This is a genomic window from Hyphomicrobiales bacterium, assembly GCA_002869065.1.
Lineage (GTDB): Bacteria > Pseudomonadota > Alphaproteobacteria > Rhizobiales > Rhodobiaceae > Rhodobium.
In genome coordinates this window covers 947290-971796 of sequence record PKTR01000002.1, presented here as the reverse complement: position 1 = coordinate 971796, position 24507 = coordinate 947290, and the positions used below count along the sequence as shown (strand labels likewise).

Sequence of the window (24507 nt, the reverse complement as noted above, 5' to 3'; positions counted from 1 at the left end):
TCCCGGGAACGATTGCATAAAAGGGCGGCAGAATACCGAGCCGTGCGCCAGAACGCACAGTCAAAAGGCAGCAAAGCCCTTACGGGTCGGAATAAAATACGGGGTTAGTGCAACAGGCCCTTGCGGAAGCCTTCAGCCACGGCATGGGTGCGGTTGGCCGCCCCGAGCTTACGCGCCGCGGATGTCAGATACCAATCGACCGTATGCTGGGAAATGCTCAGGATCTGGCTGATTTCCCAGCTTGTTTTGCCGGCTGAGGTCCACTTGAGGCACTCTCTTTCCCGCGCCGTCAGCTTGGGCACGGGAGCCGTCTTGTCGACAGTCCCCACGAGATCGCGAATCCGATTGTAAGCGCTGATCGAAATCAGATGCAGCGCACCCGCCTCACGCTCAGTCAGATCTGTGCGCTCGCCACCGAACGACATGCCAGCCTGGAAGCCGCGCGCCGAAAAGATCGGCACGCACAGTCCGTCATACATCTTGAATTCGCAGGCCTCGTTCATGATCCGCTTGGCGGTCTTCGACAACGGCTGCGGATCCTCGAAAACCGAGCCCCAGCTGAACGGACGTGCCGTCGCGCGCAGCTTCTGAATGACCGGGTCTTCCTGCACGTAGTCCTTGGCCATGTAGTGGGAAAACCACTCTTCCGACCATCCAGACAGCATGACATAGGAATCCATCCGGATGCCCGGATCCGGAATTGCCGACAGGCAGAATGCCGAAAACCCGGCACTCTCGGTAACCTGATTCAGCAATCCAAGGACGCCGTCCGGGGTCCTCTCGGCACCAATCTTGTCGAGAATGTCGAACGTCTGGTTTTCGAACACGGCCCCAATTCCTGTGCTTTGCGCGGTGTCTTGGAATTCAAGCAGAGACCATACAGAAAACGCAGTTAACGGAGCGTTAAGCTCGCCGGAAAAACAAGTCACTACAGGGATATAGCGACAAACTGGTTAGGAACGATTTGCCAATTCGAAGCGCATTGAAAGTATTCTCAGAAGAATTCAGACACATTAGATCGTTCAAAAGACCATGGAAATCACTGTGCCGGCAACATATCGGCGCCTCGCAGGCAAGCTGAGAAAACCCGGATTCCGCAGCCTTTTCAAGGGCCCGATCCTTTCCGACGCTCGATCTCCCGGCGCCGCAGAGCGCGAATCAGCTACCAAAAACCGCGGTTGTCACTGAGGAATCACGACCCGCGCAGGCGCAAGACGATTTCATCGAGCTGCTCGAGCGTCTTGTAACTGATCTTGACCTGCCCGCCGCTATCCTTGTGTGCGATCTCGACCTTAAGCCCGAGCGCGTCGGCAAGCGACTTCTCCAGCGCCCGCGTATCAGCGTCCTTTTCCGCCTTCGGTTTCGCGGCACGCTCGCCATCGGCGCGCGGCGCGGCCTGGCTCAGCGCTTCGGCTTCGCGAACATTGAGCCCTTCATCGACGATGCGCCGGGCAAGCGCTTCCGCGTCGTCCGCGGTGATCAAGGCACGCGCATGACCGGCCGTCAGACTGCCATCAGCCAAGTAGTCCTTGACCGATTCCGGCAGCTTCAGGAGACGCAGCGTATTGGCGACATGGCTGCGGCTCTTCCCGATCACCTTGGCCAAGTCATTCTGACTATAGGTAAATTCCGTGATCAGACGATCATAGCCAAGCGCTTCTTCGAGCGGATTGAGATCGGTGCGCTGAACATTCTCGATGATCGCGAGTTCGAGCGCTTCGCTGTCCGAAACCTCGTGAATGACCACCGGCACTTCGTGCAGACCGGCCGCCTGCGCCGCGCGCCATCGCCGTTCGCCGGCGATGATCTCATATTCATGCCCGGATCCGACAGGGCGCACCACGATCGGCTGAACGATACCCTTTTCCCGCACCGAAGCCGTCAGCTCCGCCAGCTCGTCCTCATCGAAACGCCGCCGGGGATTGTGCGGGTTACGCCGAAGATGCTCGATCGGCAAGCGCCGCTGGCTGCGCGCGCGTTCGACCGCGCCGCTTTCCGTTTCCATATCGCCGAGCAATGCCGCAAGGCCGCGCCCGAGCCGCTTTCCGCGCGCGCCGTCATCCGCCATTGTCACACCCTTCTCCGATCACAGTCTTCTTGTCTTCATTTGCCGGACTCCGACCCTTTCCCGGCCTCCGGGTGCCAGGTCGTCCTTGGCTCCACCCTGAATACGAGGGGATCGCGCCGCAATCAGGCTGCCGCCTGGCGGAACCGCTTCTCCCGCTGAATGATTTCGGACGCCAGTCGCAGATAGGCCTGGCTTCCCGAACAGCGCAGATCGTACAGCAGCGCCGGCTTGCCGTAGGACGGCGCTTCCGACATGCGCACATTGCGCGGAATGATGGTGTCGTACACCTTCTCGCCCATGGTCGCGCGCACATCCTCGATCACCTGGTTGGACAGGTTGTTGCGGGAATCGTGCATGGTCAGGACGATGCCGTGAATAGTCAGGCGCGGATTGATCGCCGCGCGCACCTGCTCAACCGTGCTCAACAGCTGGCTAAGACCCTCGAGCGCGAAAAACTCGCACTGGAGCGGCACCAGGATCGAGTGCGAGGCCGCAAGTGCGTTGATTGTCAACAGGTTAAGGGAAGGCGGGCAATCGATCAGCACATAGGTGAAGCGCGGTGACGGACCCTCGTGCCTGTCGTCGCGCGACAATTCGAGGACCGCCTCGCGCAACCGATGGGCGCGATCGCGCTCATTGGCGATTTCCAGCTCCACGCCGAGCAAGTCGAGCGTCGAGGGCGCGACAGACAGGCGTGGCACCGCGGTTTCCATGACCACATCGGTCAGCCGCGCTTCCTTGGTCATCACATCGTAGGTCGAACGCTCACGATTGCGCCGGTCGATCCCGAGCCCCGTGGATGCGTTGCCCTGCGGATCCATGTCGACCACCAGGACACGCTCGCCAATAGCCGCGAGCGCGGTTCCCAGATTGATGGCGGTCGTCGTTTTGCCAACGCCGCCCTTCTGGTTGGCGATCGTCAGAACCCGCACATTGTTAGGCAATTCAATCATTTGCAAACCTCAGTCGTCCGGACCGCGCGCTCGCGGAACCGGGCCTCCGGTTCACCGCCGCATCAGGTCTTTAATCAGCACGATTTTGCCGTCTGGATCGATCTTGCTGCTTTGTTCTACCAGATCGAGCACGAAGGTTCGATTTGCTTCTTCCAATTCGCGCGAAAAATCGCGCCCTTTGTGGAAAACGGCAAGCATTCCGGGGGAAAAGACCGGCTCGATCATTTCGCAAAGCGCACTCAGAGGCGCCAGCGCACGCGCCGAAATGGCGTCGATCGGCGCGTCCCAGTCCGCCAGAACCGACTCGATTCGCCCTGTGATGACCTCTGCCGGCAGGCCGGCCTCGCGGATAACTGCCCGCAAAAACGCGGACTTACGCTGATCACTCTCGATCAGCGTCACCGAAGCTTCGGGATCATCGGCAAGAAAACAGGCCGTCACCAGACCCGGGAAACCGGCGCCACTGCCAAGGTCCAGCCAGTGCTTTGCGTCTGGCACGGCGGCAAGCGCCTGGGCGCCATCCGCAACGTGCCGACGCCACACGTCCTCAAGCGTTTTCGGCGCCACGAGATTGATCCGCGGCTGCCAACGCTTCAACAAATCGACATAAATCCTTAACCTTACAGCCGTTTCACGTGAAACCGGGAGGACGGAGTCAACCAGCGCGAGCCCGGCTTCGGCATCATTGGCCGCATTCACGCCGCGCTCTCCTTCTTTCCGCGCTTTACGTGGGCAAGCAGAACGCCGAGCGCAGCCGGCGTAATCCCGTCCATCCGCGCCGCCTGACCCAATGTTTCCGGCCGAACCTGTTCAAGCTTCTGGCGAACCTCGTTCGAGAGCCCCGAAACGGCTGAAAAATCAAACTGTTCCGGGATCGCGATATTCTCGTCCCGGCGAAATGCCTCGATGTCGGCGCGCTGCCGGTCCATATAGACCGCGTAGACCGCCTCGATCTCAATCTGCTCGGCTATCCCGGCCGAAACGCCCGCGAGCTGAGGCCAGATCTCGGTCAGACGCGCGAAATCGATCTCCGGATAAGCAAGCAGATCCATTCCGGACCTCCGCACGCCATCCTGATTGATGGTGAGCCCATGCTGCCGCGCCTCTGCCGGCGTCAGCGTGAGATCCGCGAGTTGCGCTCGCGCGTGCGCCAGCGCCGCCATCTTGTTCTCGTAGGCTATACGGCGTTCAGCGCCGACGCAGCCGATCTCGAGCCCAAGCGGTGTCAGCCTCTGATCCGCGTTGTCGGCGCGCAGCGACAGCCGGTATTCGGCACGCGAGGTGAACATGCGATAGGGCTCGCTGGTTCCCCTCGTCACCAGATCGTCGACCATCACGCCGAGATAGCCCTGATCCCGACCGACCGTGATCCCCTCACCGTCCCCGGCAGCCCGCGCCGCATTGAGACCGGCGAGCAGACCCTGCGCCGCCGCTTCTTCATAACCCGTCGTGCCGTTGATCTGCCCGGCGAGGAAAAGCCCCGCAATCCGCTTCGTTTCCAGCGTCGGCCGCAGCTCGCGCGGGTCGATGTGGTCGTATTCGATGGCATAACCCGGCTGCTCGATTTCGACCCGTTCAAGACCCGGGATCGAGCGCACGAAGGCTTCCTGCACATGTTCAGGAAGACCCGTCGAAATCCCGTTCGGATAGACCGTGTCGGTCTCAAGCCCTTCCGGCTCGAGGAAGATCTGGTGCCCGTCGCGATCCCCAAAGCGCACGATCTTGTCTTCAATCGACGGGCAATAGCGCGGGCCGCGGCTGTCGATCTGCCCCGAATACATCGGCGAGAAACCGATATTGTCGCGGATGATCGCGTGGGTCGCAGGCCCGGTGCGCGTGATATGGCAATTGATCTGCGGCGTCGTGATCGCAGTCGTCAGCGTGGAAAACGGCACCGGCGGATCATCACCCGGCTGCACGTCAAGCCCCGACCAGTCGATGGTCTTGCCGTTCAGCCGCGGCGGCGTCCCGGTCTTCAGCCGGCCAAGCGCAAAACCCGCACGCTCAAGACTTCCGGCCAGACCGACGGACGGGCCTTCGCCCATGCGGCCGGCCGGAAACGTCCGCTCGCCGATATGAATGAGACCGCGCAGGAACGTGCCCGTAGTCAGAACGATCGTTCCGCATCCGAATCGACGCCCATTGCCAAGCGTCAGCCCGGCAACACGTTCCTTGTCCAGAACGATATCGTCCGCTTCACCCTCGACAATCGACAGGTTTTCGACAGCGGCGAGCACGCTCTGCATCGCCGCAGCATAGAGCTTGCGATCCGCCTGCGCTCGCGGGCCGCGCACCGCAGGCCCCTTGCGCCGATTGAGAAGCCGGAACTGAATCCCACCCGCATCCGCGACAAGGCCCATCAGCCCGTCGAGTGCGTCGACTTCACGAACGAGGTGTCCCTTGCCGAGACCGCCGATTGCCGGATTGCAGGACATCGCGCCGATCGTGCCGAAGCGGTGCGTGACCAAAGCGGTGCGCGCACCGACGCGTGCAGCCGCGGCCGCGGCCTCGGCCCCCGCATGGCCGCCGCCGACGACAATCACATCAAACTGTGCATCCCACTCGTGCATCGCACCGCCATTCATTGTTCTCGCGCACATAGCGCGCCCGGCGATCCAAAGAAAGTCCTTCCACCTGTGAAACGCAGTTCAAGCAGAACTTTTCACACCATAGCTAAACAGGATTTCCACAATTGGTTCCCATCACAAAGCGCCGTGGACGGCGGCCTCATTTCCCGGTGATTTTGCATTTCGGTTCCGAATCAAAGTCAGATTTCAGCCAACGAGCTTTTTGAAACCCCCGTTTCACGTGAATCATTATCCCCGTTATCCCCAACCTAATGGACCCAGGGTGATTCACGTGAAACACCTATTTGCCGATGCAGAACTCCGAGAACACCACATCTAGCAGATCCTCGACCCCGATCTTGCCGGCAATCCGCCCGATCGCATCGCCAGCCGAACGCAATTCCTCCGCGGTGACCTCAAGCATCCCCGATTCCGCCACCGAAACCCGGCGCAATCCATCCCGGCAGGCGACGAGGTTTTCCCGATGCCGTGCCCGGGTGATCAGCACCGATTCCCCTCGCCCGCAGGCGTCTGACGCGAAACCTTCCAACGCATCCGTCAACGCTCCAAGCCCGGTACCTTCGCTCACCGAGAGATCGAACACGTCGCTTGTCGTTTGTTCCGCATCCGAATCGATCAGGTCCACCTTGTTGCGAACCAGCCAGATCGTGGCTCCGCTCGCAGAAATATCGGCGGGAACCTCCGGCATCGGTCCCGATCCATCCCACACCCAAAGTACAAGATCCGCTTCCCGCCCACGCGCCAGCGCCCGCCGGATGCCTTCCTTTTCAACGCGCCCTTCCGTATCCCGCACACCGGCCGTATCGGCAATGGTCACTGGAAAGCCGCCAAGGTCCATCGCGACTTCGATCACGTCGCGCGTCGTGCCGGCCTCCTCCGTCACGATCGCGACGTCGCGGTGGGCGAGCGCATTCAGCAGGCTCGATTTTCCCGCGTTGGGCGGCCCCATCACAGCCACCTCGACGCCGAGCCGCAACCGCTCACCGCGCCGCCCGTCGGCCAGATGCCGGTCGATTTCATCGGCGAGCGCGGCTGCCTTCGCGCCGACATCCTCACCAATATCGTCGGGCACATCTTCCTCGTCAGCAAAATCCAGATTGGCCTCGATCTCGGCGCGCATAGCGATGATGCGCCGCCGCCACTCGTCATAGATCGCCCGCGCCTCGCCACCATACTGGCGCAGCGCCTGACGCCGCTGGGCGTCCGTCTCAGCCTGCAGAAGATCCGCGAGGCCCTCGATGCCGGTGAGATCGAGCCGCCCGTTCTCGAAACCGCGCCGGGTAAACTCGCCGGCTTCAGCAGCCCGCAGCCCCGTCAGTTCTTCCAGCGCCGCCAACACGCCGGCAACGACGGCCCGCCCGCCATGCAGATGCAGCTCACCGACGTCTTCACCGGTGACGCTCGCAGGACCTGGAAAGAACAACACCACGGCTTCATCGAGAACCGATCCATCACGCGGATGCCTCAGCTTCGCCAGTGTCGCGACGCGCGGAGAGGGCAGCGAGCCTGCTATCGTTTCGAGAGCGAATCGAACGGCCGGGCCTGTAAGCCGCACGATGGCGATCGCCGCCGGCACCGCCCCGCTCGACAGCGCGAAGATGGTATCCGCGCTCTTTTTGCCCGCACTCACCTTTCCCTCCATCGCTTTCCCGCTACCTTTCCCCTACACCGAACCATCCATCACGGGCACTCGCCGAACCGGTTTCGGTTTTCCTTTCGCTGTCCCCGCGATGACTCTTTGGCCACCGACCGGATCCGAGCGCCCATGACCGAAAATCGCCTTCGCCACGAGACCAGCCCCTATTTGCTGCAGCACCGGGACAACCCCGTCCACTGGTATGCCTGGGGCCCGGAGGCCTTCGCGGAGGCTAAGCGCACGGGAAAGCCGATCCTGCTCTCCGTCGGCTATGCCGCCTGCCATTGGTGCCACGTCATGGCCCATGAGAGCTTCGAGGACGAGGCGACCGCAGCGGTGATGAACGCCTTGTTCGTCAACGTCAAGGTCGATCGCGAAGAGCGCCCCGACGTCGACCAGATCTACATGAGCGCGCTGCATGCGCTTGGTGAGCAGGGCGGCTGGCCACTGACCATGTTCCTGACGCCTGAGGGGGAGCCGGTCTGGGGCGGCACCTACTTCCCGCCGACGCCCCGTTATGGCCGTCCCGGCTTCACCGATATCCTCAAAGAGATCTCCCGCCTGTTCCGCGACGAGCCGGAAAAGATCGCCTCAAACCAGCAGGCGATCATGGCCCACCTCAAAGAGGTGCCGCGGCAGGCCGCCACCCAGTTGCCGGCCAACATCCTCGACCGTGCTGCCAAAGGCCTGCTGTCGATCATGGACGCAGTCGAGGGCGGTCCCCAGGGCGCACCGAAGTTTCCCAATCCCGCCCTTCTCGAGCTGTTGTGGCGGGCATATGCCCGTACCGGCAACACCGCGCACCGCGACGCCGTCCTTCTCACCCTGCGCCACATGGCCCAAGGCGGCATCTACGACCACCTCGGCGGCGGCTATTCCCGCTATTCCGTGGATGAGGTGTGGCTCGTGCCGCACTTCGAAAAGATGCTCTACGACAACGCCCAGCTCATATCGCTGCTGACCAATGCCTGGCTCGAAACCGGCGATCCTTTGTTTCGGGAGCGAATCGAAGAAACCGTCGATTGGCTGGAACGCGAGATGCTGGACGAAGGCGGTGCCTTCGCCGCAAGTCTCGACGCCGACTCCGAAGGCGAGGAGGGCCGTTTCTATATCTGGACGAAGGAGCAGATCGACGCCCTGCTGCCGCCCGATGACGCGGCGTTGTTCGCCGCCCACTACGACGTCACGGCAGACGGCAACTGGGCCGGCAATACCGTCCTCACCCGCCGCCGTCGCCCCGAGCGCGCCAATGACGAAACCGAAATCCGTCTCGCCGCGATCCGCGCCAGGCTACTTGAAGCCCGCGCCGAGCGTGTCCGCCCCGGCCGCGACGACAAGGTGCTCGCCGACTGGAATGCGCTTGCCATCGTCGCGCTCGCCCGCGCCGCAAAGGTGTTTGAGCGTGACGCCTGGCTTGACCGCGCGGTCTCCGCCTATCGTTTCATATCCGAATCGATGCTGCGCGACGGACGGCTTGGCCATAGCTGGTGCAACGGTCAACTGATCTATCCCGGTCTTTCCTCCGACCATGCCGGCATGGCGGCCGCAGCCCTTGCCCTCCACGAAGCTACTGGCGAGGAGGCCTATCTCGGCGAAGCGAAGAACTGGATCGCCATCCTCCACATGCACTACCGCGACGAGGAGAGGGGCGGCTACTACCTGACCGCCGCCGACGCCGAAGACCTGATAATCCGCCCGCGCTCGGCAAAGGACGAAGCAACGCCAAACCCGAATGCAGTCGCCGCGGCTGCGCTTACCCGCCTGTGGGTACTGACTGGGGAAGACCGCTATCGCGATGCCACCGACGGTGTCTTCCAGGCCTTCGCGGCTGACATTCCGCAAAACGTGTTCATGATGTCGGCGCTGCTCAATGCCTTCGACCTGCGCCTCAACGCCATTTCGGCGATCGTCGTTGCCAACGACCACACCGATGCCGAACCGCTGCTCGCCGCCCTGCGCCAGACCGGCAACCCGAGCCTCATTCCTTTCGTCACCGAATCGACCGGCGGCCTGCCGCCGTCGCATCCGGCAAGCGGCAAGGTCATGATCGACAACCTGCCGACCCTCTATGTCTGCCGCGGCATGACCTGTTCAGCGCCGGTGACCGACCCGGCTTCAGTCGCCGAGCTGCTCTCCAACACCCAGTAGAAAACCGGCTGCTAAACGCATACGGGGCGCGACTCTTTTCTAAAAGAGCACGCCCCGAAGGTGATTCACGTGGAACACATCACGTCGTTTCGAGTCCGAATCGACGACCGGTTCGCTTACTTTTTCCCGCGCATCCCTGCCCGAAAACCGGATCCCACTTTTTGCTGACGCGGACCTCCGGTTCGGGAATACGCGTTACGTATTCATCGAGTCGAAGAACTCCTCGTTGTTCTTCGTCTGCCGCAGTTTGTCGAGCAGGAACTCGATCGCATCCACCGTACCCATCGGGTTGAGGATACGCCGCAGCACATACATCTTCTTGAGCTTGTCCGGCGGCACCAGCAGCTCTTCCTTGCGGGTGCCGGAGCGCTGGATATCCATCGCCGGGAAGACACGTTTGTCGGCGACCTTGCGGTCGAGGATGATTTCCGAGTTACCCGTGCCCTTGAACTCTTCGAAGATGACTTCGTCCATGCGGCTGCCGGTATCGATCAGCGCGGTGGCGATGATCGTCAGCGAGCCGCCTTCCTCGATGTTACGTGCCGCGCCGAAGAAGCGCTTCGGCCGCTGCAGGGCATTGGCGTCGACACCACCGGTCAGAACCTTGCCCGAGGACGGCACCACCGTGTTGTAGGCGCGGCCAAGACGGGTGATCGAATCGAGCAGGATGATCACGTCGCGACCATGCTCGACCAGGCGCTTGGCCTTTTCGATGACCATCTCGGCGACTTGCACGTGGCGTGTCGCCGGCTCGTCGAAGGTCGAGGAGATCACCTCGCCCTTCACCGACCGTTGCATGTCGGTCACTTCTTCCGGCCGTTCGTCGATGAGAAGAACGATCAGATAGCATTCCGGGTGATTGGTCGTGATCGAATGGGCGATGTTCTGCAGCAGCACCGTCTTACCGGTACGCGGCGGCGCCACGATCAGACCGCGCTGGCCCTTGCCGAGCGGAGCAACCAGATCGATCACCCGCGCCGAACGGTCCTTCAGCGTCGGATTGTCGACTTCCATGTTGAAGCGCTCATCGGGATAGAGCGGCGTCAGATTGTCGAAATGGATCTTGTGCCGGGTCTTTTCCGGGTCCTCGAAATTGATCGAGTTGACCTTGAGCAGCGCGAAATAGCGTTCGCCTTCCTTCGGGCTGCGAATATGGCCTTCGACGGTGTCGCCGGTACGCAGCGAGAAGCGGCGGATCTGGGACGGCGACACGTAGATGTCGTCCGGTCCCGGCAGGTAGTTGGCGTCCGGCGAGCGCAGGAAACCGAAACCGTCCTGCAGCACCTCGACGACGCCTTCGCCAATGATATCGACTTCTTCGGCCGCGAGCTGCTTCAGGATGGCAAACATTTGCTCCTGGCGCCGCAAGGTCGAGACATTTTCAATACCCAGTTCCTCACCGAAAGCGGCGAGCTCGTTGGGCTTTTTCGACTTCAAATCCTGAAGTTTCATTTCCCGCATGGGAGAGAGTCCTTGGATGGAGTGGTCGCCCAGTGAAAGACGGACGACGGAAAAGAATGAGTGGAAGTATCTGCGGATCTGGAACCGGAACCTGTGGCTTCCGGTTTCGGCGCCTCTTCAATTGCGATTGGGCGCCCGTCCGCATGGAGTGGGGTAAGCTCTACATAGCGCTTCGCAACGCGTCCGACAAGTCTTTGTCGGCGCGACAGCTGGTTAAGCCGGTTTCGCCGGCAAAACGACCCGCCATCCGGCAGAACTCCGAAGGCTTCCTGCACGATCGACGGAAAACGGAGTTGAAACGATAAATCCCGATCAGGCCCGAATCACGTGAACCCGGATGCAGCCGCTCAGAACGGCTTGAAGATCACCAGAATGACGATACCGATCATCAACACAGTCGGGATTTCGTTGATGATGCGGAAGAAGCGTTCCGGCCGCTCGTTCTGATCTCTGCTGAAGACCCGCACGCAGCGCGCCAGAATGCCGTGATAGGCCGTCAGGAGCAGCACCAGCGTGAGTTTCGCATGGAACCAGCCATCCATCAGGAAACCTGCTTCCCAGGCGGTCCACAGGCCGAGAATCCACGCCGCGATCATCGCCGGCGTCGTGATCGCCCTCAGCAGCCGGCGTTCCATCACCTTGAAGGTTTCCGACTGCTTGGAGCCTGCCTCGGCCTGGGTGTGATAGACCATCAGCCGCGGCAGATAGAACAGCCCCGCCATCCAGGCGATCACCGCCATGATGTGCAGCGCCTTGAGCCACAGATAGAGACTGTCCATTTCGAGATCCCCCAAGCCTTTCCGGCTTAATTCGTCCGGTCGCGTCAGACTTCGCCGCGCACCCGCTTGACCATGCGCCCGACATTTTCCGGCGGCGTATCCGGCGTCACGCCATGGCCGAGATTAAAGATGAACCGACCATCGCGCAGAGCGCTCATGACCCGATCGACACCCTCGTCGAGCGCTGCGCCGCCGGCAACCACCCGCATCGGATCGAGATTACCCTGCACCGCGCAAAGCTTCTGCAACTTCTTCGCCTCATCGAGCGGCACCGACCAGTCGATCCCGACGCCGTCGACGCCGGTTTCCTTGACATAGCGCTCCAGCATCAGGCCGACACCCTTCGGGAAGCCGATCACCTTGGCACCGGGCACTTCCTTACGCACACCTTCGATAATACGACGCGCCGGATCGATCGAGTATTTCTCAAAGCCCTCTTCATCGAGAGCCCCGGCCCAGGTGTCGAAAATCTGCACCGCATCCGCGCCGTGCTTCAGATGCGCCACCAGATAGCGGGTCGAGGCTTCCACGAGCACATCGATCAGCGCACCAAAGGCGCCCGGCTCGCCATACAATTTCTTGCGCGTTGCCGCCTGATCCGGTGATCCCCGACCGCCGACCATATAGGTCGCAACCGTCCAGGGAGCTCCGCAGAAGCCGAGAAGGGTGGTCTCATCCGGCAGACCTGCGCGGATCAGTTCGACTGCTTTCAGCACGGGAGCGAGTTTGTCTTCGACCTGATCGGTTTTCAGCGACCCGACGGTCGTCAGATCGATCGGATCGAGAATCGGTCCCGTACCCTCTTCAAAGCGTACGGCCTGTCCAAGTGCATCGGGGATGACGAGAATGTCGGAGAACAGGATAGCTGCATCAAAACGATAGCGGCGGATCGGCTGCAGAGTGACCTCGCAAGCCAGTTCCGGATTGTAGCAGAGGTCCAGAAACGATCCCGCTTCAGCACGTGTCGCCTTGTATTCCGGCAAATAGCGGCCGGCTTGCCGCATCATCCAGATTGGCGGTTGTTCGAGGGTTTCGCCGTCGAGAACCCTCATCACCGCGCGTTTTTTCGTGTCAGCCGATGGTGCCATGTGATCCACACCTGTCCTCAATAAATAGAGATTCTAGGATTCTTTTTGTTTTTATTAGGCCGTGGATTACAGGGATTATCCGCGCTTCACAATGTTCCCCCACCAAATCGGCCGGGATTCGTGGCGCGACAGAATGTTCTTGCGCCGGGAAAAGGTTGGGGAGGTTTCTCGTTATCGAAATAATTTCAGCAGCTTACGAGATATCGTATTCGCCCGTGAAAGCGCATTGCTTGTGGACATTCGCCGTTCTCCCCGCTATTCCCAAGGCACCTCTGCAAACACCTCCCGCCGGACGGATCTGTTGATGATCTGCGAGGGGTCGGGATGAAATCGGCAGGGGGACCCGCCAAACGCGAGTCATTAAGATTCCGTTAACACCTCTGGGGACAGACCTGTGGGAATCAGCCGCGACTTCTTCCACCTGCATCTCGTCTCCGACTCCACCGGCGAAACGCTGCGCACGGTCGCACGCGCCGTCGGCGCGCAATACGAGACCAGCCAGCCCGTTGAACACGTCTATCCGATGATCCGCGCTGCACGTCAGCTCGAGCGTGTGCTGATCGAGCTGGAAAATGCGCCGGGCATCGTCCTTTACACCCTGGTCGATCCCGAACTGTCGATGACTCTCGAACGGCGCTGCCTCGAAGTCGGCATTCCCTGCGTCAACGTACTCGATCCCGTTCTGCAGGTCTTCCAGAGCTATCTCAACGTGCCGTTCGCCCGCCGTATCGGCGGTCAGCACACACTCGACGCGGAATATTTCGACCGCATCGAGGCGCTGAACTTCACCATGGCCCATGATGACGGCCAGCTTCCGGAGGATCTGGAGGCGGCCAACGTCATCCTGGTCGGGATCAGCCGGACCTCGAAAACGCCGACCTGCATCTATCTCGCCAATCGCGGGATCAAGGCGATCAACTATCCAATTGTCCCAGAAATACCTATTCCAAAACGATTATTTGCCGTCAAAAAACCTCTCGTCGTCGGGCTGGTGGCAACCGCGGAGCGCATCGTGCAGATCCGCCAGAACCGCCTTCTCGCGCTCAACGCCGCCGACGAGAACTCGTCCTATGTCGACCGCAGGCTGGTGTCCGACGAGGTCATCTACACCCGCCGGCTTTGCGCCGAACAGGGCTGGCCGCTGATCGACGTCACGCGCCGCTCGATCGAGGAAACCGCCGCCGAAATCATCGCTCTGTTGAACGAACGCCGGTTCAAGCGCTAGAGCATCGTGCAGCCAATTGGATCAATTGGCGTCGACAAAGATGCGGCAGAACAAACCGATGGAGCGCCGTGCCGTTTCAATTGGAACAAGAAATGCGCTAGAGCGTTTCGAAACGGCCGCACGACATCCACAACGGAAACCGCCATGTCCGACGAAACGCCCTGCATCATCCTTGCCTCGCAAAGCCCGGCCCGCACAGCGTTGATGACCAATGCCGGTCTCGAATTCGCGGCGATTCCGGCCGATATCGACGAGCGCGCCGTCGAGGCGCCCTTGCTCGAGGCCGGTTTCGCGCCCGAAGACATCGCCGCCGTGCTCGCCGAAGCAAAAGCCCTCGAAATCTCCAAGGCCAATCCGGGCGCCTTCGTCATCGGCGCCGACCAGATCCTGGCGATGGACGGCAAGCGCTGGACGAAGCCGGACGACATGGAAGCCGCCCGCCGCCAGCTCCTCGATCTGTCCGGCCGCACCCACACGCTCCATGCCGCGGTTGCCGGTGTCGTCGACGGCGAAACCGTCTGGCGTCATGCGTCCGCCGCCCACATGACGATGCGCAGCCTGACGCCGGAATTCATCGGTCATTACCTTGCCGCCGTCGGCCCGCATGCCCTCGACAGCGTTGGCGCCTATCAGCTCGAGGGTCGCGGCGTGCAGCTCTTCGACAAGATCGACGGCGACTTCTTCACCATCCTCGGTCTGCCCATGTTACCGTTGCTGGCCGAGCTGCGCGCCCGCGGTCTGGTCGAGTAGGGGGATAATATCGTGACCGAAACGACCTCCGATTTCCAGCGCGCAGGTGTCATCGGCTGGCCCGTCGCCCATTCTCGTTCGCCGATGATCCATGGCTACTGGCTGAAGCAGTACGGCATCGCCGGCTCCTATGACCGCTACCCGGTCGAGGCCGACAGGATCGACGCATTTCTCGCCGATCTGGCAGGCGCCGGTCTCGTCGGCGCCAATGTCACCATCCCGCACAAGGAAGCCGCGTTTCGCGCCGCCGCCGAGGTCGATCCGGTGGCAGCGGCGCTCGGCGCGGTCAACACGCTGTGGCTCGAAGACGGCAAGCTCTGCGGCGCCAACACAGACGCCTATGGCTTCCTTGCCAATCTCGATGCCGAAGCGCCCGGCTGGGACGAGGTTCCCGGGCCGGCCGTGGTGCTTGGCGCCGGCGGCGCGGCGCGTGCCATCGTCTGGGCCCTGAAGGAGCGCGGTTTCGCTCCGGTCCATGTCGTCAACCGCACGGTCTCCCGGGCTGCGGAACTGGTCGCCGCCTTCGGCTCACCGCTCGAAGCCCATGGCTGGGACGCGCTCGGCACGCTGCTCGGCGACGCGGTGCTCGTCGTCAACACCACTTCGCTCGGTATGGCCGGCAACCCGCCGCTTGAAATCGACTTGTCGCATTTGCCCGATACCGCACTTGTCACCGATATCGTCTATGTGCCGCTCGAAACCCCGCTGCTTGCGGCGGCAAAGGCCCGCGGCCTCGGAACCGTGGATGGTCTCGGTATGTTGTTGCACCAGGCGGTGCCCGGTTTCGAGCGCTGGTTCGGCGTGCGGCCGGACGTGACGCCGGCGCTACGTCAGCTCGTCGTCGACGATCTCGAGGTCGCATCATGATCATTCTCGGGCTGACCGGCTCCATCGGCATGGGCAAGAGCACCACGGCAAAGATGTTCGCGGCCGCCGGCGTGCCCGTCCATGATGCCGATGCAACCGTTCATGCGCTTTATCGCGGCGCGGCCGTCGCTCCCGTCGAGGCGCGCTTCCCCGGCACCACGGTTGACGGCGCCATCGACCGCAAGAAGCTTGGCGCCGCCGTCATCGGCAAGCCCGACGAAATGAAGGCGCTCGAGGCGATTGTTCACCCGCTTGTGCGCGAGGCCGAAATCGCCTTCCTGCGGAAAAATTTCGAAGCGCATCGCCAGATCGTCGCGCTCGATATCCCGCTTCTGTTCGAGACCGGCGGCGACACGCGGGTCGATGCCGCAATCGTCGTCACCGCCGATGAAGCCGTGCAGCGCGAACGCGTGCTCGCCCGCCCCGGCATGACCGCCGATATGCTTGCCGCGCTCATTGCCAAGCAGATGCCGGATGCCGAAAAACGCCGCCGGGCGCATTTCCTCGTCGACAGTGGCTTCGGTTACGAGCCGGCCGAGCGGCAGGTGAGGGGAATCTTGCGCGCCGCCGCCGCAATGGCGGGGAAAACCGCCCTGCAGCGCTTGCGCCCGCGCGCGCGGACGTGACAGGAAGGAACGAACGCCGTCATTTACCGGAAAGCGAGGCCAGCCGGGCATGCGCGAAATCGTTCTCGACACCGAAACCACCGGGCTCGATCCGATTCGCGGCGACCGCATCGTCGAAATCGGCTGCGTCGAGCTGGTCAACCACATTCCGAGCGGCCAGAACTTCCACATCTACATCAACCCGGAACGCTCGATGCCGATCGAGGCGTTCAACGTGCACGGGCTGTCCGAGGAGTTCCTCTCCGACAAGCCGAAATTCGCCGAAATCGCCGATGAATTCCTCGATTTCGTCACCGGCGCCCGGTTGATCATCCACAACGCAGCCTTCGACATGGGCTTCATCAACGCCGAGCTCGGCCGTCTGAAGCACCCGGCGATCCCCAACGACTATGTCGTCGATACCCTGCAGATCGCCCGCCGCCGCCATCCCGCCGGCCCGAACAGCCTCGACGCGCTGTGCTCGCGCTACGGCATCGACAATTCGCGCCGCACCCACCACGGCGCCTTACTCGACGCCGAATTGCTGGCCGAGGTCTATATCGAGCTGATCGGCGGCAAGCAGGCAGCGCTCGGCTTCGGTGAGGCGACAAACGAGGAAGCGCGGGCCGAATTCGCCGCCGCCTCGACCCCGCGCCGCGCCGCGACCCGTCCTGCGCCATTGCCGTCGCGCGTCAGCGAAGCCGAACGCGCGGCCCACGCGGCCTTCGTCGAGACGCTCGGTGACGACGCCATGTGGAAGCGCTACGGCCGCGGCTGACGAGAGCCGTCGCGCAGTCTGCCTCAAAATCCAACGCAAAAAAGAAAACGGCCGGGCAATGCCCGGCCGCTTCCGCAAAGTCTATCGTGGCGCCGTCGGCGCTGCCGTCAGGCGTTGCCGGCTTCGCCGCCGCCCTGCGCGTTGCTCTGCGCCAGATTGTGGCGGTACAGCGCGGCGAAGTCGATCGGGTCGACCATCAGCGGCGGGAAGCCGCCATTGCGGGTCGCGTCCGCGACGATCTGACGCGCGAACGGGAACAGCATGCGCGGGCACTCGATCAGGACGAACGGGTGCACGTGTTCTTCCGGAACGTTCTGGATGCGGAACATGCCGGCATAGGTCACTTCGACGTTGAACAGCATGTCCTCGCCTTCGCCGGCCTTGGCCTGCAGGATCAGCATGACCTCGAATTCGTCCTTGCCCATCGGGTTGGCATTGACGTTGACATGAATGTTGAGCGGCGGCGTGTTCTCGCGCTGCTGCAGCGACTTCGGCGAGTTCGGATTCTCGAACGAGAAATCCTTGATGTACTGCGCCAGAATATTCATGCCCGGGCCGGCCTGATGCTGTGCATCCGCACCGGCATTCGGCTGGGTGTTGCCGCCGTTGTTCGTGGTCATCAAATCCATCCTGTGTCGTCGTTAAAGCGCGGCGTGCATCCGCACGTGCACCCTGAAAAGTCTCGCCGGTGGCTAGCATGGGCCACCTGCGGAGACAAGTGGAATGGGAGGGAAATGGCGGAAATCACCGCCGAAACCCGTCTCGTTTCGCAGCGCAGGGTTACCATTCAGCCCTGCCGCCGGTCGTCGTCGCCCGGTTGCCGCCAGGGCGAAGACGGATTCTCCTGTGCCGTGTAGTCGTCTTCGTCGAGGTCGATGGTTTGCCCGCCCCCAACCGGACCAGGCGCCCGATCTGCATTGGGATGTCCGGTATGGCGACCGGAACCGGGACCCGGACGCCCGCCAGGTTCAAAACCAGATTCAAAGCCGGCGGCGCGGCCGCCATGCCGGATCACATGCACCTGCATGCGCGAACGCACGAAATGCCAGATCGCGCTGCGCACCGCCGGTACGAACAGCGCAAAGCCGATCGCGTCAGTAACAAAGCCCGGCGTCAGCAGCAAAAGGCCGGCGACAAGGATCAGCACGCCGTGGCCGATCGCCTCGCCCGGCAGCCGGCCTGCGTCCATCTCCGCCTGGATCCGGCGAATGGTCGAAAAGCTCTGCATGCGCAACAGCGCGCTGCCGATCACCGCGGTGACGACGACCATCGCCAGCGTCCAGCCGAGGCCGATCTTGCCGCCGATCACGACGAAGGCGGCGATCTCCATGAGCGGGATGCCGAGAAACAGGGCGAAGAGGATCAATCCGACGGGCATGGTCAACCTGTGTTGGCGTGCAAATGGCGGCATCGCGGCCTCCCGCGCCCGGTACCGGACCGCGCTCTTTGCCGCTATGCTTCCTGTCAGGTAGGATTTGTTGACGCCTTTCGCAAACGAATCGCGCTGGTTTTGCGCTTTTCGGTGGATACCGGCGTGAAAAAGCATACATAAGAAGCGACCACGAACCAGCCTTCACGGTGCGCCCTTCCATTTTGCATGGCGGAGCGAGAGTACAGGGAACGATCCGGTAACCGGAAATGTCCGAGATTTTTGACGTCATAAACATCTTCCTGCTGATACTTGCGGTCGGCATCTTCATCGCGTTGCGCAACGTGCTCGGTCGCCGGACCGGCAATGAGCGTCCGCCGTTCGATCCCTATTCGGCGACGCGCGACGAGGCGCCGCAGGATCAGCCCGCGGCCGGCGACAATGTCATCACACTGCCGCGCGGCGACGATGCGCCGGTTGCCGCCTCCGCCGACAACCGGATCGAGGAAAAGCGCGAGCATATCGATGCGGTTGCCGCCGAAGGCACCGCGCTCAACGAGGCTCTGCGTTCCATCCTCTCCGCCGATCGCGCGTTCGACCCCAAGGACTTCGTCAAGGGCGCCGTCGGCGCCTACGAGATGATCGTCGCGGCTTTTGCCGAGGGCGACCGCCGCAGCCTGAAGCAGCTGCTGTCGCGTGACGTCTATGACGGTTTCGTCGGCGCGATCGCCGATCGTGAATCGCGCAAGGAAACGCTGGAAACGACCTTTGTCGGCCTCGACAAGGCTGAGATCGTGGAAGCGGCGCTGCGCGACGGCACCGCCCAGGTCACCGTGCGTTTCAAGAGCCAGCTCATTTCGGTGACCCGCGACTCCGAGGGTCGCATCATCGACGGCGACCCCAACAAGCTCGAAGATGTCACCGATATCTGGACGTTCGCCCGCGAGGTCGCCTCCCGGGATCCGAACTGGAAGCTGGTCGCCACCGAAACGGCCGAATAAGCCGACCGGCGGGAGAGATGTATGTCCGTCCCGCCCAAACCCGGATCGCCTGCCCGGCGCCGGTCACCCGTTCTGTCGGGTTCCGCGCTCGCCGCGCTGGCGTTTTTCGTCCTGACCGGGGAGGCGCGCGTGACCGCCGCCTCTGACGCCACCCCCGCGCCGACGTTCGAGAATCTCCCCGGCTGGGAAGCCGAAGATCATGCGGCCGCACTCGCCGCTTTCCGCGCGCTCTGTTCGCGCGGCGATACGGCGCCGAAGACACGCGCGCTCGGCGTCGACGGCAGGGACCTCGCCGCATTGTGCGACGAGGCGCGTGCGCTGCCCGAAACCATCTCGTCCGCTGACGCGAAGGCCTTTTTCGAAACCCGCTTTGATTTGCAGCGGCTCACGGTTGGTGCCGGCGCGGGTTTCCTGACCGGCTATTTCGAGCCGGAGCTGGACGGCTCCCGCGAACGAACGCCCCGCTTCTCCGTACCGCTCTACCGTCGTCCGGACGATCTGGTGAAGGTGACCGCCGCCAACCGGCCCGACGGCCTCGATCCCGTGCTGGAACTCGCCCGCAAGACCCCCGCCGGACTCGTCGAGCATCCCGACCGCGCCGAGATCGAAGCCGGCGCGCTGGCCGGGCGCGGTCTTGAACTCGTCTATCTCGCCGACCCGCTCGACGCCTTTTTCACCCATATCCAGGGATCCGCGCGCATCCGCCTCACTGACGGATCGGTTATGCGCGTCGCCTATGCCGGTAAGAGCGGCCATCCCTATACGGCCATCGGCCGCTTTCTGATCGAGAACGGCACCATCGCCCGCGAGGCGATGACCATGGAAACGCTACGCGCCTGGTTGGTCGAAAACCCTGACAAAGCCAAGGATCTGATAAACAGGAACAGATCATATATCTTTTTCCGGAAAGTCGATGGGCTCAAACCGGAGGCCGGCCCGGTTGGCGCTGCCGGCGTCCAGCTCGTCGCCGGCCGAAGCCTTGCCGTCGATCGCCGGCTGCACACTTTCGGCGCGCCGATCTGGCTAAGCGGTGCCATCCCGATAAGCGCGGCGGGAACGACAGGGCCCTTCGCCCGGCTCACCATTGCCAGTGATACCGGCTCGGCGATTGTCGGCGCGGCGCGCGGCGATCTGTTCGTCGGCTCGGGCTCCGAAGCCGGTCGGCTCGCCGGCGCGATCCGCCATCCGGTCGACATGGTCATGCTGGTGCCGCGCCCGCCCTCGGGCAAGGAGCGGGGAGGCGAGCATGCGCCGCGATGACCGCAAGCCGCGCCGCGGCCAGCTCTCGAGCGAAGACAAGGAATTGTGGACCCGCGTCACCCGAACGCTCGATCCGCTGACCGACAACCGCCTGAAGCCCCTCAAGCCGAAGGTCGAAGAAAAAGCCAAAGCTGAGGCAGAGAAGCCGACGAAAGACGGCGTTGCGGACGGGACCAAACCGGGACCGAAGAAAACCATTCGACTGGGGAATCTTTCAAAGCCCGCCGCTCCCATCGGGCCGCGTTCGAGCGGATTGCCGAGCGTATCGAGTATCGACCGCCAGAGCCGGCGACGGATCGCTCGCGGTACCATCGGCATCGATGCCCGTATCGACCTGCACGGCATGACCCAGCGCGAGGCCCATATGCGCTTGCGTGGGTTCCTGCTGACAGCCCAGGCGCAGGGACATCGCCACGTCCTCGTCATCACCGGCAAGGGTCGCAGCGGTGGCGGGTTCGGGCGGGACGACGAACGCGGCGTGCTGAAACGCTCGGTTCCCTATTGGCTGTCCCATGGCGAGTTCCGCGAACTCGTGGCCGCAATCGAGGAAGCCCATTTCGCCCATGGCGGAACGGGGGCCTATTATGTCCGCCTGCGCCGCAGGCGAGGGGGCAAATCATGACGCCGTTCGGAGCGAAGGTTCGGGAACTGCGCCGCAAGCGCGGCATCAAGATGAAGGACATGGCCGCGGCCCTTGATGTGACGAGCGCCTACCTTTCCGCGCTCGAGCACGGCAAGCGCGGACGTCCGACCTGGTTCATGGTCCAGCGCATCATCGCCTTCTTCAATGTCATCTGGGATGAGGCGGAAGAACTGCAGCGGCTTGCCGAGATGTCCGATCCGCGCGTCGTTGTCGACACCGCAGGCATGCAGCCTCAGGCGACCGAGCTGGCCAATCTTCTGGCCAGGAAAATCGGCGATCTGAACGAGGACTCGCTGCGCCGGCTGATCCACGAAGTAACCGCCGCCGCCGTCCGGGACAGCCGGTAACTGGTCGGTCGGAACACCCGCGTATCCGACGACAGCCGTCGGTCATCCGATGCCGTCCTGATACGAAAACAGAATTGTTGCTGTGTTAGCAGGAAGTAGCTGACAAGTTGACATGCGAAATTCGTAGCGTGTATTCCCCACGGAAAAGAAATACTGCGAAATGCGCGCTCGCGAAACCGGGCTATAACTTAAGGGAAGATTCAGGCCTTTTATGCAAGACTTCTAATTGGACCGACGCGTAGGGGTGCGCAGGCGGTTCAATGAGCGGATCCCGAAGAACGCCGGGGGCATGGCGTCAGGCTTCGCGCGAACGGACTTTTGGGGATGGTGGGTTTGAGGAACGAGGACGACACGGCGTCGGACAATGCACTCGAAGCGAAGGAAGAACGCCGTTTGGCGCGCCTCAGGTCGCTCGGCTTGCTCGATACGCCGTCGGAAGAAGGTTACGACCGCATTACGCGGCTGGCCTGCGCGATTTTCGATGTTCCGATTGCACTGATCGGCTTCTTCGATCGCGACCGCGTCTGGTTCAAATCCGTCCAGGGTCTGCAGATCCGCGAGATTCCGCTCGACCTGTCGCTCTGCAAGCAGGTGTTCCAGAAATCCGGCATCGTCCAGATCAATGACGCATCGCGCGATCCGCTTCTCAGGGAAAACCGCCTCGTTGCCGGCCAGGAGCACATCCGGTTTTACACCGGCATCACCCTCGACCTCGGCGACGACGGACCGATCGGTTCCCTGTGCATTCTCGACCGCAAGCCGCGCCGGCTGTCGCCGGTCAAGCTCGAGATCCTGAAGGACCTCGCAAGCCTCGTCCTCGACGAAATCCGGCTCGCCAACAAGACGCGGGAAATCGAGCGTAACCGGCAGATGTTCATCGACGCCGTCGAGGCCTTGCCGGACGCCTTCGTCATTTACGATGAAACCGACCGGCTGTTTACCTGCAACAGGAAATACCGCGATTTCTATCGCAAGACCGGCGATGCCATCCTTCCCGGCGCGACCTTTGAATCGATTGTCCGCGCCGGCGTCGAACGCGGCCAGTACCCGGAAGCCGCCGGCCGCGAGGAAGAGTGGATCGCCGACCGCCTGCATCGCCACCGCGAAGCGAACGAACCGATCCAGCAGCAGCTCGCCGACGGGCGCTGGCTGCGTGTCTATGAGACCAAGACCCGGTCGGGCTCCACAGTCGGTTTCCGTGTCGATATCACCGAGCTGAAGCTGCGCGAGCAGCAGCTCAACGAGCTGGTCAATCGCGATGCGCTGACACGCACCCTGTCACGCCGGGCCATTCTCGAAATCGGCAAGCAGCAATGGGACCGCGCCAATCGCGAAGGGCAGTCGCTTGCGGTGATCTATTGCGACCTCGATCACTTCAAGGAAATCAACGACCGCTTCAGTCACGCCGCCGGGGACGAATTCCTCGTCGCTGCCAGCCGGGTGATGATGTCGGCCCTGCGGACCCACGATTTCATCGGCCGGCTGGGCGGTGAGGAGTTTCTGCTGATCCTGCCCGAAACGTCGCTGTCGGTGGCGATCGCCGTTGGTCGCCGCATCTGCGAGCAGGTCGAGGCGATCAAGCTCACCCACGGGGGCCAGACGGTGATGACGACGACCAGCGCCGGCATTGCCGAACTGAAGTCCGGCCAGAGCTTCGAAGAGCTGCTGAACGGCGCCGACAAGGCGCTCTATCAGGCCAAGGCCGCCGGCCGCAACCAGGTCGCCTGCGGCTAGAGCGCTGTCCCGAAACCGGTTTCCGCTCTAGCCGCGCTTGCGGCCCGACAGGAAGCCGACGATCGACCCGACGTCGGCCATCACCTGTTCCGCGATTTCCCCGGCCTGTTCGGCACCGACTGCGAGCACCCGGTCGACATAGCCCGGATCATCCGCATAGCGGCGCATCTCGCCAGCGACCGGCGCGATCTTTTCGATCGCCAGTTCGGCAAGCGCCGGCTTGAAGATCGAGAACGCGGCACCGCCGAATTCGCCGAGCACGGCTTCCTTGCTGGTTTCCGAAAGAGCAGCATAGAGACCGACCAGATTGTCGGCTTCCGCCCGGCCCTCGAGACCCTTGACCTCGCTCGGCAGCGGCTCGGGATCGGTCTTTGCCTTGCGGATCTTCTTGGCGATCATGTCGCTGTCGTCGGTCATGGTGATGCGGCTGTAGTCGGACGGATCCGACTTCGACATCTTCTTGGTGCCGTCGCGCAGGCTCATGACGCGGGTCGCCGGACCCGTGATCAGCGGCTCGGGCAGCGGGAAATAGCCATTGTCATCCCCGGCGCCGAGGCCGAGCTCGGCGATACGGCCGCCGAAATCATTGTTGAACTTCTGCGCGATGTCGCGGGTCAGCTCCAGATGCTGCTTCTGGTCGTCGCCGACCGGCACATGGGTGCCGCGATAGACGAGGATGTCGGCCGCCATCAGCGTCGGATAGGCGAACAGACCGACCGAGGCGTTTTCCTTGTCCTTGCCGGCCTTTTCCTTGAACTGCGTCATGCGGTTCAGCCAGCCCATGCGCGCCACGCAGTTGAACACCCAGGCAAGCTCGGCGTGCTGCGGCACCTGGCTCTGGTTGAACACGATGTGCTTGGTCGGGTCGATGCCGGCGGCGAGGAACGCGGCGGTCACCTCGCGGATGTTGCTCGCCAGCTCCTTCGGGTCCTGCCACACGGTGATGGCGTGCAGATCGACCACGCAATAGATGCACGGATAGTCGTTCTGCAGCTCGGCGAAGCGCTTGATGGCGCCGAGATAGTTGCCGAGGTGGAGATTGCCGGTCGGCTGGACGCCAGAGAAAACCCGAGGTTCGAAAGCGGTCATGATCGGTCTCGCCTAGTGCGCTTTCCGGGCGGAAAACACGTGAAAACTTGATCGAAAGCACGCTGTCCGTTTCCCATGAAACGCACCGTGCTACGGAAATCGGTCGCGGGCGTTATGG

At 62.6% G+C, this 24507-nt stretch carries 23 protein-coding genes; 11 read left to right on the top strand and 12 right to left on the bottom strand.

Annotated elements, in window-relative coordinates:
* Positions 1 to 104: 104 nt before the first annotated feature.
* The 6 genes from C0606_08235 to C0606_08210 all read right to left on the bottom strand — a co-directional run bounded on the left by C0606_08235 (position 105) and on the right by C0606_08210 (position 7251).
* The gene (locus C0606_08235) at positions 105 to 827 is read right to left on the bottom strand and encodes a LuxR family transcriptional regulator (GenBank protein ID PLX38200.1); all 723 of its coding nucleotides are present in this window, start codon (positions 825 to 827) and stop codon (positions 105 to 107) included.
* A gap of 365 nt (positions 828 to 1192) precedes the next feature.
* On the bottom strand, positions 1193 to 2068 hold the full coding sequence (locus tag C0606_08230; GenBank protein PLX38199.1) for a chromosome partitioning protein ParB: 876 nt from the start codon (positions 2066 to 2068) through the stop codon (positions 1193 to 1195).
* A 122-nt stretch (positions 2069 to 2190) separates the two neighbouring features.
* Entirely contained in the window at positions 2191 to 3021 is an 831-nt protein-coding gene (locus tag C0606_08225) for a chromosome partitioning protein ParA (GenBank protein PLX38198.1), read from the bottom strand.
* A gap of 51 nt (positions 3022 to 3072) precedes the next feature.
* A complete protein-coding gene (locus tag C0606_08220) occupies positions 3073 to 3684 on the bottom strand; it encodes a 16S rRNA (guanine(527)-N(7))-methyltransferase RsmG (GenBank protein ID PLX38758.1) in 612 nt (203 codons plus the stop codon).
* A 32-nt stretch (positions 3685 to 3716) separates the two neighbouring features.
* Positions 3717 to 5591, bottom strand: a complete 1875-nt coding sequence (locus C0606_08215) for a tRNA uridine-5-carboxymethylaminomethyl(34) synthesis enzyme MnmG (GenBank protein PLX38757.1) — start codon at positions 5589 to 5591, stop codon at positions 3717 to 3719.
* Positions 5592 to 5889: 298 nt separating this feature from the next.
* A complete protein-coding gene (locus C0606_08210; GenBank protein ID PLX38197.1) occupies positions 5890 to 7251 on the bottom strand; it encodes a tRNA uridine-5-carboxymethylaminomethyl(34) synthesis GTPase MnmE in 1362 nt (453 codons plus the stop codon).
* A 123-nt stretch (positions 7252 to 7374) separates the two neighbouring features.
* On the opposite strand from C0606_08210, the gene C0606_08205 reads away from it, so the two are divergent.
* Positions 7375 to 9393: a thioredoxin domain-containing protein gene (locus tag C0606_08205; GenBank protein ID PLX38196.1), complete on the top strand. Its 2019-nt coding sequence runs from the start codon at positions 7375 to 7377 to the stop codon at positions 9391 to 9393.
* 195 nt (positions 9394 to 9588) lie between these two features.
* Here C0606_08205 and rho read toward each other — a convergent pair whose 3' ends face one another.
* The 3 genes from rho to C0606_08190 form a co-directional block, all read right to left on the bottom strand.
* On the bottom strand, positions 9589 to 10854 hold the full coding sequence (gene rho, locus C0606_08200) for a transcription termination factor Rho (GenBank protein ID PLX38195.1): 1266 nt from the start codon (positions 10852 to 10854) through the stop codon (positions 9589 to 9591).
* A gap of 347 nt (positions 10855 to 11201) precedes the next feature.
* The gene (locus tag C0606_08195; protein ID PLX38194.1) at positions 11202 to 11633 is read right to left on the bottom strand and encodes a protoporphyrinogen oxidase HemJ; all 432 of its coding nucleotides are present in this window, start codon (positions 11631 to 11633) and stop codon (positions 11202 to 11204) included.
* A gap of 44 nt (positions 11634 to 11677) precedes the next feature.
* The gene (locus C0606_08190; protein PLX38756.1) at positions 11678 to 12721 is read right to left on the bottom strand and encodes a uroporphyrinogen decarboxylase; all 1044 of its coding nucleotides are present in this window, start codon (positions 12719 to 12721) and stop codon (positions 11678 to 11680) included.
* Between the two features lie 394 nt (positions 12722 to 13115).
* On the opposite strand from C0606_08190, the gene C0606_08185 reads away from it, so the two are divergent.
* From C0606_08185 to C0606_08165, 5 genes are all read left to right on the top strand, one after another.
* Positions 13116 to 13946, top strand: coding sequence for a phosphoenolpyruvate synthase regulatory protein (locus tag C0606_08185; protein ID PLX38193.1), 831 nt, complete (start codon positions 13116 to 13118; stop codon positions 13944 to 13946).
* A 144-nt stretch (positions 13947 to 14090) separates the two neighbouring features.
* On the top strand, positions 14091 to 14696 hold the full coding sequence (locus C0606_08180; GenBank protein ID PLX38192.1) for a Maf-like protein: 606 nt from the start codon (positions 14091 to 14093) through the stop codon (positions 14694 to 14696).
* Positions 14697 to 14708: 12 nt separating this feature from the next.
* Positions 14709 to 15563, top strand: coding sequence for a shikimate dehydrogenase (locus C0606_08175; GenBank protein ID PLX38191.1), 855 nt, complete (start codon positions 14709 to 14711; stop codon positions 15561 to 15563).
* Complete coding sequence (locus tag C0606_08170) at positions 15560 to 16189, top strand: dephospho-CoA kinase (protein ID PLX38190.1); 630 nt, start codon at positions 15560 to 15562, stop codon at positions 16187 to 16189. Before C0606_08175 ends, C0606_08170 begins: the two co-directional genes overlap by 4 nt.
* A 49-nt stretch (positions 16190 to 16238) precedes the next feature.
* Positions 16239 to 16946, top strand: a complete 708-nt coding sequence (locus C0606_08165) for a DNA polymerase III subunit epsilon (GenBank protein PLX38189.1) — start codon at positions 16239 to 16241, stop codon at positions 16944 to 16946.
* A gap of 107 nt (positions 16947 to 17053) precedes the next feature.
* Here C0606_08165 and C0606_08160 read toward each other — a convergent pair whose 3' ends face one another.
* Together C0606_08160 and C0606_08155 are read right to left on the bottom strand one after the other, a co-directional pair.
* A complete protein-coding gene (locus C0606_08160) occupies positions 17054 to 17566 on the bottom strand; it encodes a protein-export chaperone SecB (GenBank protein ID PLX38755.1) in 513 nt (170 codons plus the stop codon).
* Between the two features lie 167 nt (positions 17567 to 17733).
* Positions 17734 to 18324 carry a membrane protein FxsA gene (locus C0606_08155; protein ID PLX38188.1) on the bottom strand — a complete coding sequence of 197 codons (591 nt, stop codon included), beginning with the start codon at positions 18322 to 18324 and terminating at the stop codon, positions 17734 to 17736.
* Between the two features lie 260 nt (positions 18325 to 18584).
* Here C0606_08155 and C0606_08150 point away from each other — a divergent pair, with 260 nt between their 5' ends.
* From C0606_08150 to C0606_08130, 5 genes are all read left to right on the top strand, one after another.
* On the top strand, positions 18585 to 19316 hold the full coding sequence (locus C0606_08150; protein ID PLX38187.1) for a calcium-binding protein: 732 nt from the start codon (positions 18585 to 18587) through the stop codon (positions 19314 to 19316).
* Positions 19317 to 19337: 21 nt separating this feature from the next.
* Complete coding sequence (locus C0606_08145) at positions 19338 to 20576, top strand: transglycosylase (protein ID PLX38186.1); 1239 nt, start codon at positions 19338 to 19340, stop codon at positions 20574 to 20576.
* A complete protein-coding gene (locus C0606_08140) occupies positions 20563 to 21198 on the top strand; it encodes a DNA mismatch repair protein MutS (GenBank protein ID PLX38185.1) in 636 nt (211 codons plus the stop codon). The genes C0606_08145 and C0606_08140 overlap by 14 nt, the downstream gene beginning before the upstream one ends.
* Positions 21195 to 21566, top strand: a complete 372-nt coding sequence (locus C0606_08135) for a transcriptional regulator (protein ID PLX38184.1) — start codon at positions 21195 to 21197, stop codon at positions 21564 to 21566. The genes C0606_08140 and C0606_08135 overlap by 4 nt, the downstream gene beginning before the upstream one ends.
* A gap of 324 nt (positions 21567 to 21890) precedes the next feature.
* On the top strand, positions 21891 to 23300 hold the full coding sequence (locus C0606_08130; GenBank protein PLX38183.1) for a hypothetical protein: 1410 nt from the start codon (positions 21891 to 21893) through the stop codon (positions 23298 to 23300).
* 27 nt (positions 23301 to 23327) lie between these two features.
* On the opposite strand, the gene trpS is transcribed toward C0606_08130, so the two are convergent.
* A complete protein-coding gene (gene trpS / locus C0606_08125) occupies positions 23328 to 24389 on the bottom strand; it encodes a tryptophan--tRNA ligase (GenBank protein ID PLX38182.1) in 1062 nt (353 codons plus the stop codon).
* Positions 24390 to 24507 lie beyond the last annotated feature (118 nt).